Origin of the sequence: Cupriavidus campinensis, assembly GCF_905397395.1 — a bacterium.
GTDB lineage: Bacteria > Pseudomonadota > Gammaproteobacteria > Burkholderiales > Burkholderiaceae > Cupriavidus > Cupriavidus campinensis.
Map to the genome: position 1 here is coordinate 20,738 of NZ_CAJPVH010000051.1, position 16,925 is coordinate 37,662.

A 16,925-nucleotide genomic window follows, 5' to 3' on the forward strand; every position below is an offset into this window, starting at 1 on the left:
AGACACATGACGGAGTCTGGATCGACGCAGGTAGTAGCGGAAGTGATGACCGAGGAGCGTGGCGGGGTGGCGTACCTGACGCTGAACCGCCCGCAGGCGCTGAACGCGCTCTCGCTGGAGATGATTCGCGCGATCACGGATGCGCTGACGCGCTGGGAGGCCGATCCGGCGGTGCATGCGGTGGTGGTGGCGGGCGCGGGCGGCAAGGCGTTCTGCGCCGGCGGCGACATCCGCTGGTTCCACAAGGCCTGGCATGCGCAGGACCCGCTGCTGGACCAGTTCTTCGTCGAGGAATACGCGCTCAACCGCCTGATTCACCGTTACACGAAGCCCTATATCGCGCTGATGGACGGCGTGGTCATGGGCGGTGGCATGGGCATCTCGCAAGGTGCCCGCCTGCGCATCGTCACGGATCGCACGAAGATGGCGATGCCCGAGACCAATATCGGCCTGTTCCCGGATGTGGGCGGCGGCTGGTTTCTCGCCCGCACGCCGGGCCGGCTGGGCGAGTACCTGGGGCTGACCGGCACGGTCATCCACGCCGCCGATGCGCTGTACGCGCGTCTGGCGGATGTCTACCTGCCCGCCAACGTGCTGGCCGAGATGGTGGCGGCGCTGCAGGCGGCCCGATTTACCAGCCCCGAGTCGGTGCTGGCCCATATCGCCAGGTTCACGGACCAGCACACGGCGGCTTGCGTGCCGGCCGACAGCAGCCTCGCGCGGCTGTCGGACCAGATCGACGCCACGTTCGCGGGCGCGACGGTGCCTGCCATCCTCGCGGCCGTCAGCGATGCCGAAGGCGACTGGGGTGCCCAGACCGCCGCGATGCTGCGCAGCCGTTCCCCGCTGATGCTGTGCGTGACGCTCGAGCAGATTCGCCGCGCGCGGTCGATGGCACTGGACGACGAACTACGCATGGAACTGGACATGATGTATCACGTGTTCCGCATTGGCGAGAAGGTGGAAGGCATCCGCGCGCTCGCCGTCGACAAGGACCACCAGCCGAAATGGCAGCCGGCGCGGCTCGACGACGTGAGCGCGGCGCGTGTGCGATCATTCTTCGACAGTCCGTGGCGGCGCGAGGAACATCCGCTGGCCAGTCTCGGTCGATAGACAACCCGAGCCGGGCGACATGCCTGGCAGGGTTTTCGCTGCTTCCGTTGCAATCCGTTGTACTTCAACCGTCAACAGTGAAAGGAAACCGTGATGAGCAATCCTCGTGATGTCGCCGTAGTGGTGGGAAGCCTGCGCAAGGAATCCCTGAACCTGAAACTGGCCAAGGCATTGGCGGCGCTGGCGCCGCCGCAGTTGAAACTGGATATCGTGGAGATCCGGCAGCTGCAGATGTACAACCAGGACGACGACGACAATCCGCCAGTCGAGTGGGTGGCGTTCCGCGATCGCATCCGCCGCGCGGATGCGGTGCTGTTTATCACGCCCGAGTACAACCGCTCGGTGCCCGGTGTGCTCAAGAACGCCATCGACGTGGGCTCGCGCCCATACGGGCAGAGCGCTTGGGACGGCAAACCAGGCGGCGTGATCAGCGCATCGCCGGGTGCCATCGGCGGTTTCGGCGCCAATCATCACCTGCGCCAGTCGCTGGTATTCCTCAATATCCCGGTGTTGCAACAGCCCGAGGCCTATATCAGCGGTGTCGACAAGCTGTTCGACGCGCAGGGCGGGATTGCGAACGAATCGACACGCGGTTTCCTGAGCAAATACCTCACGACGTTTGCCAGCTGGATCGACAAGAACGCCGCCCGTTGATCCAGGCGGGGACGGAGGGTCAGCCCAGTCCTACATAGCGAAGCGGGGCGGCTCCGACATCGCCGGCAGGTGCGTGTTTCTATAGTGGAATCAAGCCCACTACAGATACACAGGAGGAAAACCATGCCGTACATCGTCGCGTGGCTACTCGGCGTCCCGGCCTTCGTGCTGGTTCTGATCTGGCTGTTCATGCATTGATGCACCCGCATCACGAGCAACAGAAAATGGCGCTTTCGGGCGCCGTTTTCTGTTGCTCGGCCGCTGCGTGTGCTGCCGGCGCATCCCCTGTCGATGCCCCGCAAACCACGTATACTGCGGGCCATCCCGATGGCCGGGCTTTGTCCCCAGGCTCCATCCGCTATCCCAAGATCCGCATGACCGCAAATCCCCGCCGCATCTCGGTTGCCCCGATGATGGATTGGACTGACCGCCATTGCCGCACCTTTCACCGTGCGTTGAGCCGGCACACCTGGCTGTATACCGAGATGGTGACGACTGGCGCGTTGCTCCATGGCGATGTGGCGCGGCACCTTGACTTCGACGCCGGCGAGCAGCCCGTGGCGCTGCAACTGGGCGGTAGCGAGCCCGCGGACCTTGCCCAGGCTGCAAAACTCGGCGAACAATGGGGCTACAAGGAAATCAACCTCAACTGCGGTTGCCCGTCGGAGCGCGTGCAGCGTGGTGCTTTTGGCGCTTGCCTGATGGCGGAGCCAACCCTGGTGGCAGATTGCGTCCACGCGATGCGCGATGCGGTGTCCATTCCGGTGACGGTCAAGCATCGGATCGGTATCGATACGATCGAACACTACGATTTTGTCCGCGATTTTGTCGGTACGATTGCCGATGCGGGGTGCGAGACGTTTATCGTTCATGCGCGCAACGCGATATTGAAGGGCCTGAGCCCGAAGGAAAATCGAGAAATCCCGCCGCTCCGTTATGAGGTTGCTTATCAGCTAAAACGCGAGTTTCCAAAGCTCGAGATTCTCATCAATGGCGGCGTCGTGACCTACGACGAGATCGCCGAGCACCTGCAACACGTGGACGGTGTGATGATTGGCCGCGAGGCGTATCACCAGCCGTATTTCCTTTCGGAAATGGATGCGCGGTTCTATGGCGCGAACGCGCCCATCCCCGCGCGGCAGGAGGTGGAATTGGCGATGCAGGACTATATCGGCGCTTTCGTGGAGCGGGGCGGCTACATGGGCGCCGTTACGCGGCACATGCTGGGCTTGCATCGTGGCATCCACGGTGGCCGGGGCTGGCGTCGTGTGCTGTCAGATGCACGCCGGATGCATGCCGCGCGTAGCCGCATGGCCGTGGATGCGCTCTTCGAGGAAGCACGCAGTCATTTGCGTCCGGACCTGCTTGAGGCGGCCTGATCGCCCAGCTGAATCGAGGGAAGACTCTAATTTCGAACGATCGTTCTATGCAGGGTGCCCGTGCGGGTGCGCGCAGCGGTGTATTGGGCGGTCGGTGGCGCTGAATCCCGCACCAGCAAAGGGATTCCCCTAATTCGCCGCTTGGCGGCCACCTTCTTACACTGTGCTTGCCCTCGAATACAGGGCTTTCTTCAACTGATTATTGGGCCCGCCGTGTGCGGGCTCTTTTTTTGTCCACCGCACTTGGGTTTGCCCGAATAGTGCTCACGATCTGGGCCAACTACATTGACTCTGCCTTCAGGGCATTGAGATCGCTAATTTAAGAGTCCGCTACGGCGGGCTCTTTTTTTTGCCCTCGCATCTGTGCATCCCCCAAAAAAAAACAGGCGACTCTTGGTTACCAAGGCCGCCTGACGGGAATGTCGAGGGGGGTCAATGTCCCTCGCGAAAGAGTATCTATCAGCACCAATTGCGCCAGAACCCTGCGTTGGTGGGGCGCCCCGCGTTTTTCGTGCGGTAGTCGATGGACATTTTGAGTTGGCGAAATCGTGTTCGATGTTCCACGCTATAGAGAATCGCATGCCTGAAAGTAGGTAAGCGACGTTTTCGTCATGTTACGATGCCGTCAATGCCGCGACAGTCGGCATGTGGCCTGTGAATCCTGCGCAAGCGGGATTTCGGTGGGGGAAAAGCAAGTGGGCTGGCCGGTTGTCGGCGTCGCAGTGCGTGCACGAGCACGGGCCGGCGCGATAGATCGGAAGCGAGCCCTGAGGGGTAGCTCATGGTGGATGGGGAAGAGCCATTCGGCGAGGTCTTTGAGGATTTCCGCCTGATCTGGGTGGCCGAGCGCCTGCAGGACGGCAAATGGACTGCGCGGTATTGCTGGCATGCTGGCACGTCAGTGGAAGCTGGCAAGGCATTGCAGCGTGATGTGCTCAACGGCAAGTCCCGGCGACTGCTCGGTCTGTTTCCGAGCGAGGCCGAGACCGTTGCCGCGATCAAGGAGGCGGTGCTGCTGGAAGCGAAGTGGCACGGCAGTCGATAAGGCAGGTAGGAAGGTGAAATTTTTTTGTGCGGAATACTAGCCATCCTCTGAAGATCCTTGTAGAATCTTGGTTTTCGTTGAACGGCAACGCCGGATAGCGAAAGCGCCAGCGGCAAGCTGGCAAAACCTCTACGGTGGCTGTAGCTCAGTTGGTAGAGTCCAGGATTGTGATTCCTGTCGTCGTGGGTTCGAGTCCCATCAGCCACCCCAAATTGCTTAACAAAACGGCCACTTCTCAGTGGCCGTTTTGCTTTTCTACGCGCGTGTTGTCATGTCAGTTGGCCGGGCTTAGGGCGAAGTCCTTCCTTGCTTCCCCTCCGGAAAATTGTAGAGATGGGTGTTGTCCGGCGTCTCGCCGATCTTTGTGCCGAGCGGGTCAAAGACGGCGTGACGGCGGAACTTCTCGCTGTCCGATTTAGCGCTGGCCTTGGCCAGTTCAGCGGCTTGCAGATAGGGCATCGGTTCCTTGTCCTTCTCGACCTCCAGCAGCAGCGTCTGCTCGTTCACGCGCACGCTGAACCGGCCCAGGTTGTAGAACAGGTACATCGCATAAAGATTGTCGAAGTCGCGATAGGCGCCTTGTTCCCTGCGGAAATCGAGGGACAGGACGGAGGGAAAGCGGTTGGGCAGGTCCTTGAATGCCACTCGCTCCTCTTCGCGAGGTTCCACATAGGTGGAGTTGCTGTACTTTTTGTACAGCACCACGTCCATACCGTAGCCGCGCTTGCCCCATTCCTTGATTAGCTTCATCGCCATCTCCGTGGGAATGTTTGCGGTCGCAGCTGCTACCACGCGCCGCCCGGACAGGACTTTGGGACTCTTTATCGCCAGATCCTTGTAGCCGGCACCGTACTTGAATGCGGCACCGATAGTCTTGGCGCAGTTCAGGCGCAAATAATCGTACTGGATCGTGCCGCTGTGATATTCGGTGCTCGTTGCCCGTCGATGGTAATCGTCATTGATGCGGCGGAAGTAATCGACCAGCGAGTGCTTTTCCTGAGTAGGCACGCCGAAGACTCGCACACCAATCACTGATCGCTTGTAAATCTCGCCATAGTCGAGGCCGAACATCGTCTTTTCCGCGATGGAGGAAGCGGTCTTGAACAGATATTCCTTCTTAGGGATGCCGGCCATCAGATCGGCGGTGTAAAAATCATTCTCGTGTTTGGGCGAGCGGTCGGCGTAGAAGTTTGCCGAATAGACGATGTCATCGCCTAGCGCGTCGTCACGGACACCCAGGGCGATGTGGCCAGCCGAACCGCCCTTTGATGTCCCGAAGCTGATCAGCAGCTCCAGGTCGTAGGGGGCTTCGTGAAGAAGGGCGGCAATTTGATCGATATTGGCAGGCTCGGGGCCGCCCTTGCTGCCGAATTCGGCAGCAAGCCCCGGCCCTGAAATCAGCGCAGCGATGACCAGGAACCATGCCGCCAGCCTTGTCCTCATAGCTTTCCTTACGTAGCCAGCTAGTGCCCGTCGATTCTTCACCAAAAGAATAATCGCTGATCGGTTCATGTGCCGGAAAACCGTCGGGGCGTGTGTATCGTTGACGTTGTTCCCTGATCGTGTGTGCCAGCACACATAACGACAGGTTTTCGAGAATGATTTTCGCTACGCTTCACGACGGGCCAACTGGTCTAATCCATATCATCCAGGCAATCGCCTACACGAAGCGCGAGGTCATACTGTGGCGGAGCGAATTCGATTCAACCCTGATGTCGCACTGGCGGCATTCTCCGGTGTAATCCCGATGCCGACCTTGGCTGAAATAAATGCGGCCATCGATCGATCCTTCGGCGAACAGCCTGAGCGCGCCGAGCCATTCGCGATGGCCGAGTTATTGCGCCGCAATGAAGCCTTCCGCAAGCTTGAGCAGACGGTGTGCGCCGAGACCCGGGCCTTGGCCGCCACACTCTTGAAGAAGTCTTTGCGCTGGGAGGCATTCCACGTGATTCGTTGTGCCAGCACGTCAACGCGCAACGAGAGCCATTGCCGCCACTACGATTCGCATTTGCTGACGCTGCTGATTCCGTTGAAGCTCGCGCCCGATGGCGTTTGCAACGGCGATCTGCTGGTTTATCACCCGCCGCGCGTGGCGGTATCCACGGTCAGCAATGTCTTCTGCAAGCTTCGCCATGGCATTCAGCGCAATCTGCCGTTCCCGTTCAGAAAATGGCTGACACTTCGCGATCTGCGGCGTGGCCGCTGCAATCGCGTGCCGGTGGAGCCGGGTAGCGTCTATGTCTTCAACGGCTTTGTGCTCCAGCATGCCAATCTGGATGTGGAAGTTGGCGAGCGCCGGTCGTTACTGATTCACTATTACGATCCCGGCTATTCGGCGGGTTTGAGCGCGACTGTACGGCGCGTCCGCATGCTGTGGGATCGCCTGCGCAAGAACATGACAGGCATGTACCCAGGTTGATTAGCCCGACCCAGGTGGTGGAGCGAAAAAAAACCGGCACTCGGCGGGTCGACAAGTTCCGGTTTCGCGCATCGGCGCCAATGCGCCAGGACTACGGGTGCGCGCCATCGAGTGTAAAGCACCTTCCCCGCAGAATTAATCGTTCTCTTAATTTCACGTGGTGGGCTCGCAACTGCACAATTTACAATGATTTTCGCGGCGCGGATCCGCCGCTAGCGGCTTATGCGTCCAGCTTGCCGGGCATATCCGCAAGCTCCAGCATCCGGCAGATCGCGGCCATGCTGCCGACCATCGTGCGACGCTGGGCGCCCTGGTAGACGCGCACGCCCTTGGTCTGGCGGAACGGTACGGGCTTGACCGGGCGGCGGGAAGCAGTGTGGTTGACTTGTAGCATGGCGGCACCTCGAAGTTTGCGACAGCAGGAGTCCGCGCCCGTCGTCCGGGGAGAACGGGGCGGCGTTGGCAATGCAAATCTGGGGACCGGGACAGGCGGACGCCTGCCCAGTCTCGGAAATCAGAAGCCCGAGGAGCGGATCAGCCCAACGGCGATGCCTTCCAGGGAAAATTCCTCGCGGCCGGCCTGCACCACGATATTCTCGAAATCCGGGTTCTCGGCGATCAGCTCGATCATGTCGCCGCGCCGCTTCAGGCGCTTGACGGTCACGTCGTCGCCGATGCGTGCGACGACGATCTTGCCGTTGGCCGCTTCGCTGGCTTTCCTCACGGCCAGCAGGTCACCGTCGAGGATGCCGGCATCGCGCATGCTCAGGCCCCGCACGCGCAGTAGGTAATCAGGGCGATCGTCAAATACGGAGGCGTCCACCTGGTATTGACGGTCGATGTGTTCGGCGGCAAGGATCGGGCTGCCTGCGGCCACGCGGCCTACGAGCGGCAGCGTCAACTGCATCACGCCGGCCATGGGTAGTGAGAACTGGTCTGGCATCTCCGAATCGCTGCGTGCCACCTTGAGGCGGATGCCGCGCGATGCCCCTGGCGTCAGTTCGATCACACCCTTGCGGGCCAGTGCCCGCAGGTGTTCCTCGGCAGAGTTGGGCGAGGAAAAGCCGAATTCCGACGCGATCTCCGCGCGGGTGGGCGGAATGCCGGTGTGCCGGATCGTGTTGCGGATCAGGTCGAAGATCTGCTGCTGCCGGGGTGTCAGGGTCGCCATGGGTCGCCGATCTCTCGTGCCGAAGCACTGTATGTTTAAACAGTATGCTGTGATTTTATACAGTATCGAGTGAAGTGCAAGCACAATTTGCAGGGACGATGTCGGGCATGCGCGACACCCCGGCAGCGCCAGTGCGCCCGGCGGCACGGGTTTGCGAGAGGCGCGGCGTCCGGCGCGCCACAGTTACAATCGCCCGGACCCGCGCTCATTTCGCTCGATTTTCTCGCTATATGTCTACGTCATTGCCCCGTATCGTCGTGCTCGCCACCGGCGGCACCATCGCCGGCTCATCAGGCAGTTCCGCCAGCACTGCGCAGTACCGCGCGGCCACCGTGCCGGTCTCGTCACTCGTCCAGGCCGTGCCCGCGCTGGGCGAGGTGGCTCGCGTGGAGACGGAGCAGGTGGCCCAGATCGACAGCAAGGACATGGCCTTCAGCTTGTGGACGACGCTCGCCGCGCGCGTGGAGCACTGGATTGCGCAGCCCGATGTGGCGGGCGTGGTCATCACGCACGGCACCGACACGCTTGAAGAAACGGCGATGTTCCTGCACCTGACGCACCGGGGTTCGGTGCCGGTGGTGCTGACGGCGGCAATGCGCCCCTCCACGTCGCTCTCGGCCGATGGTCCGCTGAATTTGCTTGACGCGGTGCGCGTGGCGGCAAGCCCGGAAGCGCGCGGGCAGGGCGTGCTCGTGGTGCTGAATCAGGAGATTCATGCGGCGCGCGATGTCGCCAAGTGTCATACCTCGGCGGTGGATGCGTTCACGTCGCCGGCAGGCGGTCCGATCGGTTTCGTGCAGGATGCCTACGTGCGCTTCACGCGTGCGCTGGCCCCCAATGACGCGCCCGCGCTGCCCGTGCCCGCGGCGTGGCCGCTCGTCGAGATCGTGGCGAGCTATGCCCAGCCGGGCAGGGTGGCCGTGGATGCGATGGTCTCGGCCGGCGTGAAGGGGTTCGTGGTGGCAGCCACCGGCAATGGCTCGGTCCATGAGACGCTGGGCGACGCGCTGGCCGATGCGGCCGCACGGGGGGTGGCCGTGGTGCGAAGCTCGCGCACGGGCGCCGGCCATGTGGCGGGGCCGGCACGCCCGCGACCGACCTCGGGTGAATTCGCCTCCGCCGGAAATCTCAATCCCTACAAGTCGCGTGTGCTGCTGCTGCTGGCGCTGGCGGCGGATGCGTCGCTTGGCGCCGATCCGACTCGCCTGCAGGCCGTTTTCCGTCAATACTGAGGGATTCCCGGCGTGCGGCCGGGATGTCAGCTTGCGTGCTGGCCCGGAACCGGGCTATACTCGCGGGCTATTCAACCTTGCCACACCGGACATGGCGCCCGGGTGGCTACATCCAAAAGGAGCGTCAATGCGTCATTACGAAATCGTATTTATCGTCCATCCGGACCAAAGCGAACAAGTGCCGGCGATGATCGAGCGTTACAAGCAGCTCGTCACGTCGCAAAACGGCCAGGTTCACCGCGTGGAAGACTGGGGCCGCCGTCAGATGGCCTACATGATCCAGAAGCTGGCCAAGGCTCACTACGTTTGCCTGAACATCGAATGCGGCAAGGACACCCTGGCCGAACTCGAGCACGCCTTCAAGTTCAATGACGCCGTGTTGCGTCACCTGATCGTGCAGACCAAGAAGGCCGAGACCGCTCCTTCGCCGATGATGAAGGAAGTGCAGCGCGAAGAAGCCCGCAAGGCCGCGCAAACGACCACGGAAGGCCAGGCTGCCTGAATGCAGTCTGCGGTGCCAGTCGTGGCAGGCGAAATCCACCACGGCAGGCCAGGTAGCGAGAGCGGGGGAGCACAGCGGTGAACCAGTTAAGGCTGACCGCCACCCTCGCGGAGCGCGATGCGCTGCGCTACACCCCGGCCGGCGTGCCCGTCGTCAACTGCATCCTGCAGCATGTCGGCGAGGTCATGGAGGCGGAAACGCCCCGGCAGGTGGAATTCGCCATCGCGGCGATGGGGATTGGTCCCGTCGGCCAGCGTCTGGAGCGGTTACCGCTCGGCACGCTGCTCGACTGCGAAGGATTCCTCGCCCGCAGGCACCGCAACAGCAAGGCACTCGTCTTTCACATCACTGGATGTAAAGCATTCGTAAAGGATTGAATCATGGCATTCGTCAAACGTGACAACAAGAACAAGAAGCGCTTCCAGCAACAGAACCCGCTGTTCAAGCGCAAGCGCTTCTGCCGCTTCACCGTGGCTGGCGTGGAACAGATCGATTACAAGGATCTGGACACCCTGAAGGACTTCATCGGCGATAACGGCAAGATCACGCCGGCTCGTCTGACCGGTACCAAGGCTCACTATCAGCGTCAGCTGGATACGGCCATCAAGCGCGCCCGCTTCCTGGCGCTGATGCCGTACACCGACCTGCACAAGAACTGATAGTCCCAGGACCGCAAGGAGAAATACACGATGCAAGTCATTCTGCTGGAAAAAGTCATCAACCTGGGCAACCTGGGCGACATCGTTCGCGTGAAGGACGGTTACGCTCGTAACTTCCTGATCCCTTCGAAGAAGGCACGTCGCGCCACGCAAACCGCGATCGCCGAGTTCGAAGTGAAGCGCGCCGAGCTGGAGAAGGCCGCCGCCGAGAAGCTGGCCGCCGCCCAAGGCGAAGGCGAGAAGCTGAACGGTCTGACCCTCCAGATCACCCAGAAGTCGGGTGTGGACGGCCGCCTGTTTGGTTCGGTGACCAACGCCGACATCGCCGAAGCCCTGGAAACCCAAGGCTTCAAGGTCGAGAAGGCCCAAGTGCGTCTGCCGAACGGCCCGCTGAAGATCGTTGGCGACCACCCGGTCAGCGTTGCGCTGCACACCGACGTGGTGGTGGACGTGACCGTGTCCGTCCTGGGCGAGCACGTCTAAGCAGCACCGTATCGATGCGCCGGCCCCGGCCGGTGTGTCCGATGCACAAGAAGGCAGGAGCCGCGCTCCTGCCTTTTTTATTGCCGCCGCGCCCTTGGGTCGGGTCCGGCGCCGCTATAATCCCACCCCATGAATGCGCCCGCCGCCGATCCCCAACTAGACAGTCTCAAGGTTCCCCCGCACTCCATCGAGGCCGAGCAATCGGTACTCGGCGGTCTGCTGCTGGATAATGCCGCCTGGGACCGTATTGCCGACTTCCTCTCCGAATCGGACTTCTACCGCTTCGATCACCGCCTCATCTTCCAGGGCATTGCGCGCCTGATCTCCGCCACCAAGCCGGCGGACGTGATCACCGTGTATGAAATGCTCCAGGTTGCCGGCAAGGCCGAGGAGGTGGGTGGGCTGGCCTACCTGAACTCCCTGGCGCAGAACACGCCGAGCGCGGCCAATATCCGCCGCTACGCGGAAATCGTGCGCGAGCGCTCGGTGCTGCGCAAGCTGGTCACCGTGGCGGACGACATTGCCTCGGCCGCTTTCGCGCCGAAGGGCCGCGAGGTGCGCGAACTGCTTGATGAGGCAGAATCCAAGGTTTTTGCGATTGCCGAAGAGGGCTCGCGGGGCCAGAAAGGCTTCCAGGAAATCCAACCGCTGCTGACGCAGGTGGTGGAGCGGATCGATGAGTTGTACCACCGCGATACCGCCACTGACGTGACCGGCGTGCCCACAGGCTTCATCGACCTGGACAAAATGACCAGCGGCATGCAGGCCGGTGACCTGATCATCGTGGCGGGCCGTCCGTCGATGGGTAAGACGGCATTTTCGCTGAACATCGGCGAACATGTGGCCGTGGAGCAGGGTCTGCCCGTGGCCGTGTTCTCGATGGAAATGGCTGGCGTGCAGCTGGCCATGCGTATGCTGGGCTCGGTAGGCCGGCTGGACCAGCACCGGCTGCGTACCGGCCGCCTGCTGGACGAGGACTGGCCGCGCCTGACCCATGCCATCCAGCGCATGAATGACGCGCAGCTGTTTATCGACGAAACGCCGGCACTGAACCCGATGGAATTGCGGGCGCGTTCGCGCCGCCTGGCGCGCCAGTGCGGGCAGCTCGGCCTGATCATCATCGATTACCTTCAGCTGATGTCCGGCTCCGGCGGCGGCGAGAACCGCGCAACCGAAATTTCGGAGATTTCCCGGTCGCTGAAGGGCCTCGCCAAGGAACTCAACTGCCCAGTGATCGCGCTGTCGCAGTTGAACCGAAGCCTGGAACAGCGTCCGAACAAGCGTCCGGTGATGTCCGACCTGCGTGAATCCGGTGCTATCGAGCAGGATGCCGATGTGATCCTGTTCATTTATCGAGACGAAGTCTACAACCCCGATTCGCAGGACAAGGGCACGTCGGAAATCATCATCGGCAAGCAGCGTAACGGCCCGATCGGCACCGTTCGGCTCACGTTCCTGGGTCAATTCACGAAGTTCGACAACTTCAGCGGTGGCCCGGCGTTCTTTGACAACGACACCTGATCCCATAAGGCGACCCCTGACCGGGCCGTAACCCTGTAAAATATTGCGCTTTGATGACAGCCGCCCAGCGCGGCTGTCGTGCAATCTGCGCCGGCGTGTGCCGGGCTCTCCTTTGCAACACAACCTGACGCGCCAGCGAGCGCGCCACAAGGACATTTCATGTTCGGCCGATTCATGCCCACCGAGGGCAAGTTCTTCGAATACTTCAACCAGCACGCCGATTGCGCGGTGACCGCCGCCCACGAGCTGGAAGCCCTCGTCAACGACCTGCCCAACGCCGAAGCCCATGCCCGGCGCGTGCAGGCCACCGAGAAGAAGGCAGACCGCATCACGCACGACACGATCGATCTGCTGCACAAGACCTTCATCACGCCGCTGGACCGCGACGAGATCCACAAACTCATCACGACCATGGATGACATCCTGGACCTGATGGAAGACGTGGCCGAGACGATCTCGCTCTACGACGTGACCAGCCTGACCGACGAGGCGCGCCGCCTGGCCACGATCTGCGTGCAGTGCTGCGACCAGGTGAAAATCGCTGTGGGGCTGCTCGAGGATATGGGCAATGCCAGCACGATCCTGAAGACCGCGCAGCAGATAGACCAGCTCGAGTCCGAGGCAGACCGCGTGATGCGCTCGGCCATGTCGAAGCTGTTCCGGGAAGAGACCGACGTGAAGCGCCTGATCAAGTTGAAGGCGATTTACGAGCAGTTGGAAACCATTACCGACAAGTGCGAGGACGTGGCCAACATCATCGAAGGCATCGTCCTGGAAAACGCCTGAGGCGCGCACTCGCATGCAAACCATTCAAATGAGCTTGTGGGTGATCGGCCTGCTGGTCGTGCTCGCATTGCTGTTCGACTTCATGAACGGCTTCCACGACGCGGCCAACTCGATCGCCACGGTAGTGTCCACGGGCGTGCTGAAGCCGCACCATGCAGTGGCGATGGCCGCCATGTGCAATGTGGTCGCGATCTTCGTGTTCCACCTGAAGGTGGCAGCCACCGTGGGCACGGGCACGATTGACGTCAACATCGTCGATCACTACGTCATCTTCGGCGCGCTGGTCGGCGCCATCGCGTGGAACGTCATCACGTGGTTCTACGGCATTCCGTCGTCGTCGTCGCACGCGCTGATCGGTGGCCTGGTCGGGGCTGCGGTGGCCAAGGCGGGTACCGGCGCTCTGGTGGGCAACGGCCTGATCAAGACCGTGGCCTTCATCCTGATTTCGCCGCTGCTCGGCTTCTTGCTGGGCTCGCTGATGATGGTGGTGGTGGGCTGGACGTTCTTCCGCACGCCGCCGTCCCGCGTGGACCGCTGGTTCCGCCGTCTGCAGCTGGTGTCGGCGTCGCTCTATAGCCTCGGCCACGGCGGCAATGACGCGCAGAAGACCATCGGTATCATCTGGATGCTGCTGATCGCGAGCGGCCATATCGCCACGGGGGCCTCGGGTCCGCCGACCTGGGTGATCGTGAGCTGCTACGTGGCCATCGGTATGGGCACGCTGTTCGGTGGCTGGCGCATCGTCCGGACCATGGGTCAGAAGATCACCAAGCTGAAGCCGGTTGGCGGCTTCTGCGCGGAGACTGGCGGGGCGATTACGCTGTTCATCGCCTCGGCGCTTGGCGTGCCGGTGTCGACCACGCACACGATTACCGGCGCCATCGTTGGCGTGGGTTCGGCGCAGAAGATGTCGGCCGTTCGCTGGGGTGTGGCGGGTAACATCGTCTGGGCGTGGGTGCTGACCATTCCGGCATCGGCGTTCATGGCCGCCATCGCATGGTGGATCGGGCGACAGATCCTCTGACCGGATCTCGCGGAAACAAGAAAGCCGGGCATCTCGCCTGGCTTTTTTGCGCCTTTTACTAGGCGACTATTGCCGCGCGAAGGCGGCGATGGGGTCGTCGTCTTCCTGCGCGGGCGCAGGGGCGGGCGAGGGGGCCTCCCGCGCGGGCGCCGGCATCATCGGCAAATTACTAGCTGCCACCACCCGGCGGGCGCCGTTGTAACGGGAGGCCCAGTAAGACTTGCCCATGTCCTCGAGCCGCACCGTGCCACCGGTGGCGGGCGCGTGGACGAAGCGGTTCTGGCCGACATAGATGCCCACGTGGGAATTGGCGCGTCCCGTGGTGTTGAAAAACACGAGGTCGCCGGAGGCCACCTGGCTGCGGTCCAGCGACGAGCCGCGCTGGCCCATCTGCTCGGTCGTACGCGGCAAGCTTACGTTGGCGGCGCGCTGCACCACATAGCGGACCAGACCGCTGCAGTCGAAACCGGAATCGGGGGTGTTGCCACCGTAGCGGTAGGGTGTGCCGACCAGCGACATCGCCTGGATCGAGATTTCCTCAAGTCCGGCGCTCGGGTCGATCATTGGCTTGCCGGGCGCCCGGGGCACGGATGCGCCTTGCCGGGCCGGCGGTCCGCCAGCGCAGGCTGCCAGCAGCAGCGCGGCGGCGCTCACTGCGAGGGCCGCGGTGCGGGAGGCATCGAGAGAGAAAAGGCGAAGCGGGCGCTGCGGCATCCTTCTTTTTGTTTGGTTGCCGGGTCACGCGTCCGCCCGCGGTATAGCGCGGCTAGCGCATCGTTAAAGCATTACCAGCGAAGCTGGGCGTTGCGCGTGCCGGTGCTGATCTTCATGGACTTCGGCTGACCCTTGTAGGTCGCTTCGATATTGTAGCTGCCTTCGGGCGCACGTATCAGGCAGCGGGGGCCGCCAGCCTTGAAATTGGCCACCGGCTGGCCGTCACGTGTCAGCTTGACGTCAACTTCCGACAGATATTCGCCATTCGGGCCCTGCGTGAACAGGATGCCCATGTTGAAGTTCTTTTCCTGCTCGGTCAGTTTGGCGCGCTCGTCCTCGGCCACGCCGCCGCAGACGTAGCTGACGGGGCCCATGGTGCGGATGACCATTTCCTCGGCTGCCTGGGCCGGACGCCAGGTGGCGGCGATGACCAGCGAGGTGCCGATCAGCGTTGCCGCCAGGATGCGGCGTCGCCGCGTGGCGCGCGATTGGCGGGAAAACAGGGTCCGCGGATTGCCGGACAGGTAGGGATTGAACGATTGTGGCTTGTCCATCGACGCCTCCGTATCGACATGAACACCGGACGATCATAGCGCTGCCGCCGCACTTTGGCTGTCAGCCAAAGCCCGACGCGAGATGGCGATATGGCCGGGCATCCACATGGACGCCCGGCGCCGGGTAAAAAAAGGAGACGAACGCCGCCCGGCGGACAATGCCGGGCGGGCGGTACTTAAAGAACGTCCGCCGCGTGGTCGGCCAGGCGCGAGCGTTCGCCGCGTGCCAGCGTGACATGGCCGCTGTGGCTCCAGCCCTTGAAGCGGTCCACCACGTAGGTCAGGCCCGACGAGCCCTCGGTCAGGTACGGTGTGTCGATCTGCGCGATATTGCCCAGGCAGACGATCTTGGTGCCGGGGCCGGCGCGCGTGACCAGCGTCTTCATCTGCTTCGGCGTCAGGTTCTGAGCCTCGTCGATGATGACGAACTTGTTCACGAACGTGCGGCCGCGCATGAAATTCATGCTCTTGACCTTGATGCGCGAGCGGATCAGCTCCTGCGTGGCCGCGCGGCCCCAGTCGCCGGCGGAGTCATCGCTCTTCTGCAGGACTTCGAGGTTGTCGTCGAACGCGCCCATCCAGGGCTGCATTTTCTCTTCCTCGGTGCCCGGCAGGAAGCCAATGTCCTCGCCCACGGGCACGGTGGCGCGGGTGACGATGATCTCGTTGTAGAGCTTCTGGTCCAGCACCTGCTCCAGGCCAGACGCCAGCGCCAGCAGCGTCTTGCCGGTACCGGCCTGACCCAGCAGCGTGACGAAGTCGATGTCCGGGCTCATCAGCAGGTTCAGTGCGAAGTTCTGCTCGCGGTTGCGGGCCACCACGCTCCACACGTTGTTCTTGTTGTGGGTGTAGTCCTTCAGCGTCTGGAGCAGGGCGGTCTTGCCGTTGATTTCCTTGACCTGCGCGTACAGCGGCAGGCTGCCGTCCATCGGCTCCAGGTAGACGAACTGGTTGACCAGGAACGACGGCACCAGCGGCCCGGTCAGGCGGTAGAACATGGCGCCAGACTTCGGGTCCTGCCAGCTTTCCACGCCCTTGCCGTGCTTGGCCCAGAAGTCGTTGGGCAGCTGCATCACGCCCGCGTAGAGCAGGTCCTTGTCTTCCAGGACCTGGTCGTTGAAGTAGTCCTCGGCCGGCAGCCCCAGCGCGCGCGCCTTGATGCGCATGTTGATGTCTTTCGACACCAGCACGACCTGGCGCTCCGGGAACTGCTGCTGCAGCGCGCTGACCACGCCCAGGATCTGGTTGTCGGCCTTGCCCTGCGGCAGGCCCTCGGGCAGCTTGATCTCGTTCAGGCGGGTCTGGAAGAACAGCTTGCCCTGCGCGTCGCGGTTGCCGAGCGTGGACAGCGGCAGCCCGTCGTCGAGCACGCCGTCGGTGCCGGCGACCAGCGAGTCGAGCGTGCGGCTGACCATCCGCGCGTTGCGGGCGACTTCGCTCATGCCCTTCTTGTGGTTGTCCAACTCCTCGAGCGTCATCATCGGCAGATAGATGTCGTGCTCCTCGAAGCGGAACAGCGAGCTCGGGTCGTGCATCAGCACGTTGGTGTCCAGCACGAACAGCTTGCTGGGCCCCTCTGTCTTGCGGGCGCGGCGCGTGGGGCCGGCCGCCGGCTTGACCAGGCTCACGGCCGGCGCGGACGGGGCTGGCGCCGGGGTGTCGGGCGTGC

General features: G+C 62.6%; 19 protein-coding genes and 1 tRNA gene. 14 read left to right on the plus strand and 6 right to left on the minus strand.

Annotation, left to right across the window (positions count from 1 at the left end; all coding sequences use genetic code 11):
* Positions 1 to 6 precede the first annotated feature (6 nt).
* The 5 genes from KHO18_RS22240 to KHO18_RS22260 all read left to right on the plus strand — a co-directional run bounded on the left by KHO18_RS22240 (position 7) and on the right by KHO18_RS22260 (position 4,401).
* On the plus strand, positions 7 to 1,113 hold the full coding sequence (locus KHO18_RS22240; protein ID WP_211943921.1) for an enoyl-CoA hydratase/isomerase family protein: 1,107 nt from the start codon (positions 7 to 9) through the stop codon (positions 1,111 to 1,113).
* A 93-nt stretch (positions 1,114 to 1,206) separates the two neighbouring features.
* Complete coding sequence (locus KHO18_RS22245) at positions 1,207 to 1,767, plus strand: NADPH-dependent FMN reductase (RefSeq protein ID WP_144200748.1); 561 nt, start codon at positions 1,207 to 1,209, stop codon at positions 1,765 to 1,767.
* Between the two features lie 374 nt (positions 1,768 to 2,141).
* A complete protein-coding gene (gene dusA / locus KHO18_RS22250; RefSeq protein WP_211943922.1) occupies positions 2,142 to 3,146 on the plus strand; it encodes a tRNA dihydrouridine(20/20a) synthase DusA in 1,005 nt (334 codons plus the stop codon).
* Positions 3,147 to 3,927: 781 nt separating this feature from the next.
* A complete protein-coding gene (locus tag KHO18_RS22255) occupies positions 3,928 to 4,191 on the plus strand; it encodes a hypothetical protein (protein WP_369823365.1) in 264 nt (87 codons plus the stop codon).
* A gap of 134 nt (positions 4,192 to 4,325) precedes the next feature.
* Positions 4,326 to 4,401 (plus strand) — tRNA-His (locus tag KHO18_RS22260).
* Positions 4,402 to 4,479: 78 nt separating this feature from the next.
* Here KHO18_RS22260 and KHO18_RS22265 read toward each other — a convergent pair.
* A complete protein-coding gene (locus tag KHO18_RS22265) occupies positions 4,480 to 5,634 on the minus strand; it encodes a hypothetical protein (RefSeq protein ID WP_211943923.1) in 1,155 nt (384 codons plus the stop codon).
* Positions 5,635 to 5,938: 304 nt separating this feature from the next.
* On the opposite strand from KHO18_RS22265, the gene KHO18_RS22270 reads away from it, so the two are divergent.
* Positions 5,939 to 6,610, plus strand: coding sequence for a hypothetical protein (locus tag KHO18_RS22270; protein WP_244844996.1), 672 nt, complete (start codon positions 5,939 to 5,941; stop codon positions 6,608 to 6,610).
* Positions 6,611 to 6,830: 220 nt separating this feature from the next.
* Here KHO18_RS22270 and KHO18_RS22275 read toward each other — a convergent pair whose 3' ends face one another.
* Together KHO18_RS22275 and lexA are read right to left on the minus strand one after the other, a co-directional pair.
* Entirely contained in the window at positions 6,831 to 7,004 is a 174-nt protein-coding gene (locus KHO18_RS22275) for a hypothetical protein (protein ID WP_186296933.1), read from the minus strand.
* A 120-nt stretch (positions 7,005 to 7,124) separates the two neighbouring features.
* Positions 7,125 to 7,781 (minus strand): transcriptional repressor LexA, encoded by a 657-nt coding sequence (gene lexA / locus KHO18_RS22280; protein WP_144200710.1) that lies wholly within the window; start codon positions 7,779 to 7,781, stop codon positions 7,125 to 7,127.
* A gap of 107 nt (positions 7,782 to 7,888) precedes the next feature.
* Between lexA and KHO18_RS22285 the strand changes: the two genes are divergently transcribed.
* From KHO18_RS22285 to KHO18_RS22320, 8 genes are all read left to right on the plus strand, one after another.
* Complete coding sequence (locus KHO18_RS22285; RefSeq protein WP_211943924.1) at positions 7,889 to 9,013, plus strand: asparaginase; 1,125 nt, start codon at positions 7,889 to 7,891, stop codon at positions 9,011 to 9,013.
* Positions 9,014 to 9,140: 127 nt separating this feature from the next.
* Positions 9,141 to 9,515 (plus strand): 30S ribosomal protein S6, encoded by a 375-nt coding sequence (gene rpsF, locus KHO18_RS22290; protein WP_061958219.1) that lies wholly within the window; start codon positions 9,141 to 9,143, stop codon positions 9,513 to 9,515.
* A 77-nt stretch (positions 9,516 to 9,592) separates the two neighbouring features.
* Positions 9,593 to 9,892 (plus strand): primosomal replication protein N, encoded by a 300-nt coding sequence (gene priB, locus KHO18_RS22295; protein WP_144200708.1) that lies wholly within the window; start codon positions 9,593 to 9,595, stop codon positions 9,890 to 9,892.
* A 3-nt stretch (positions 9,893 to 9,895) separates the two neighbouring features.
* Complete coding sequence (rpsR, locus tag KHO18_RS22300; protein ID WP_006163606.1) at positions 9,896 to 10,174, plus strand: 30S ribosomal protein S18; 279 nt, start codon at positions 9,896 to 9,898, stop codon at positions 10,172 to 10,174.
* A 30-nt stretch (positions 10,175 to 10,204) separates the two neighbouring features.
* The gene (rplI, locus tag KHO18_RS22305; RefSeq protein WP_144200706.1) at positions 10,205 to 10,657 is read left to right on the plus strand and encodes a 50S ribosomal protein L9; all 453 of its coding nucleotides are present in this window, start codon (positions 10,205 to 10,207) and stop codon (positions 10,655 to 10,657) included.
* Between the two features lie 129 nt (positions 10,658 to 10,786).
* Positions 10,787 to 12,178, plus strand: coding sequence for a replicative DNA helicase (locus KHO18_RS22310; protein ID WP_144200704.1), 1,392 nt, complete (start codon positions 10,787 to 10,789; stop codon positions 12,176 to 12,178).
* Between the two features lie 159 nt (positions 12,179 to 12,337).
* Positions 12,338 to 12,964, plus strand: coding sequence for a DUF47 domain-containing protein (locus KHO18_RS22315; RefSeq protein ID WP_092289447.1), 627 nt, complete (start codon positions 12,338 to 12,340; stop codon positions 12,962 to 12,964).
* A 13-nt stretch (positions 12,965 to 12,977) separates the two neighbouring features.
* Complete coding sequence (locus KHO18_RS22320; protein ID WP_144200702.1) at positions 12,978 to 13,988, plus strand: inorganic phosphate transporter; 1,011 nt, start codon at positions 12,978 to 12,980, stop codon at positions 13,986 to 13,988.
* Between the two features lie 66 nt (positions 13,989 to 14,054).
* Here the strand turns inward: KHO18_RS22320 and KHO18_RS22325 are convergent, their stop codons facing one another.
* The 3 genes from KHO18_RS22325 to KHO18_RS22335 form a co-directional block, all read right to left on the minus strand.
* The gene (locus tag KHO18_RS22325; protein WP_144200700.1) at positions 14,055 to 14,702 is read right to left on the minus strand and encodes a C40 family peptidase; all 648 of its coding nucleotides are present in this window, start codon (positions 14,700 to 14,702) and stop codon (positions 14,055 to 14,057) included.
* 71 nt (positions 14,703 to 14,773) lie between these two features.
* Positions 14,774 to 15,256: a hypothetical protein gene (locus KHO18_RS22330; protein WP_144200698.1), complete on the minus strand. Its 483-nt coding sequence runs from the start codon at positions 15,254 to 15,256 to the stop codon at positions 14,774 to 14,776.
* 176 nt (positions 15,257 to 15,432) lie between these two features.
* A partial coding sequence (locus tag KHO18_RS22335; protein WP_244844999.1) for a PhoH family protein occupies positions 15,433 to 16,925 on the minus strand: 1,493 nt, incomplete at its 5' end.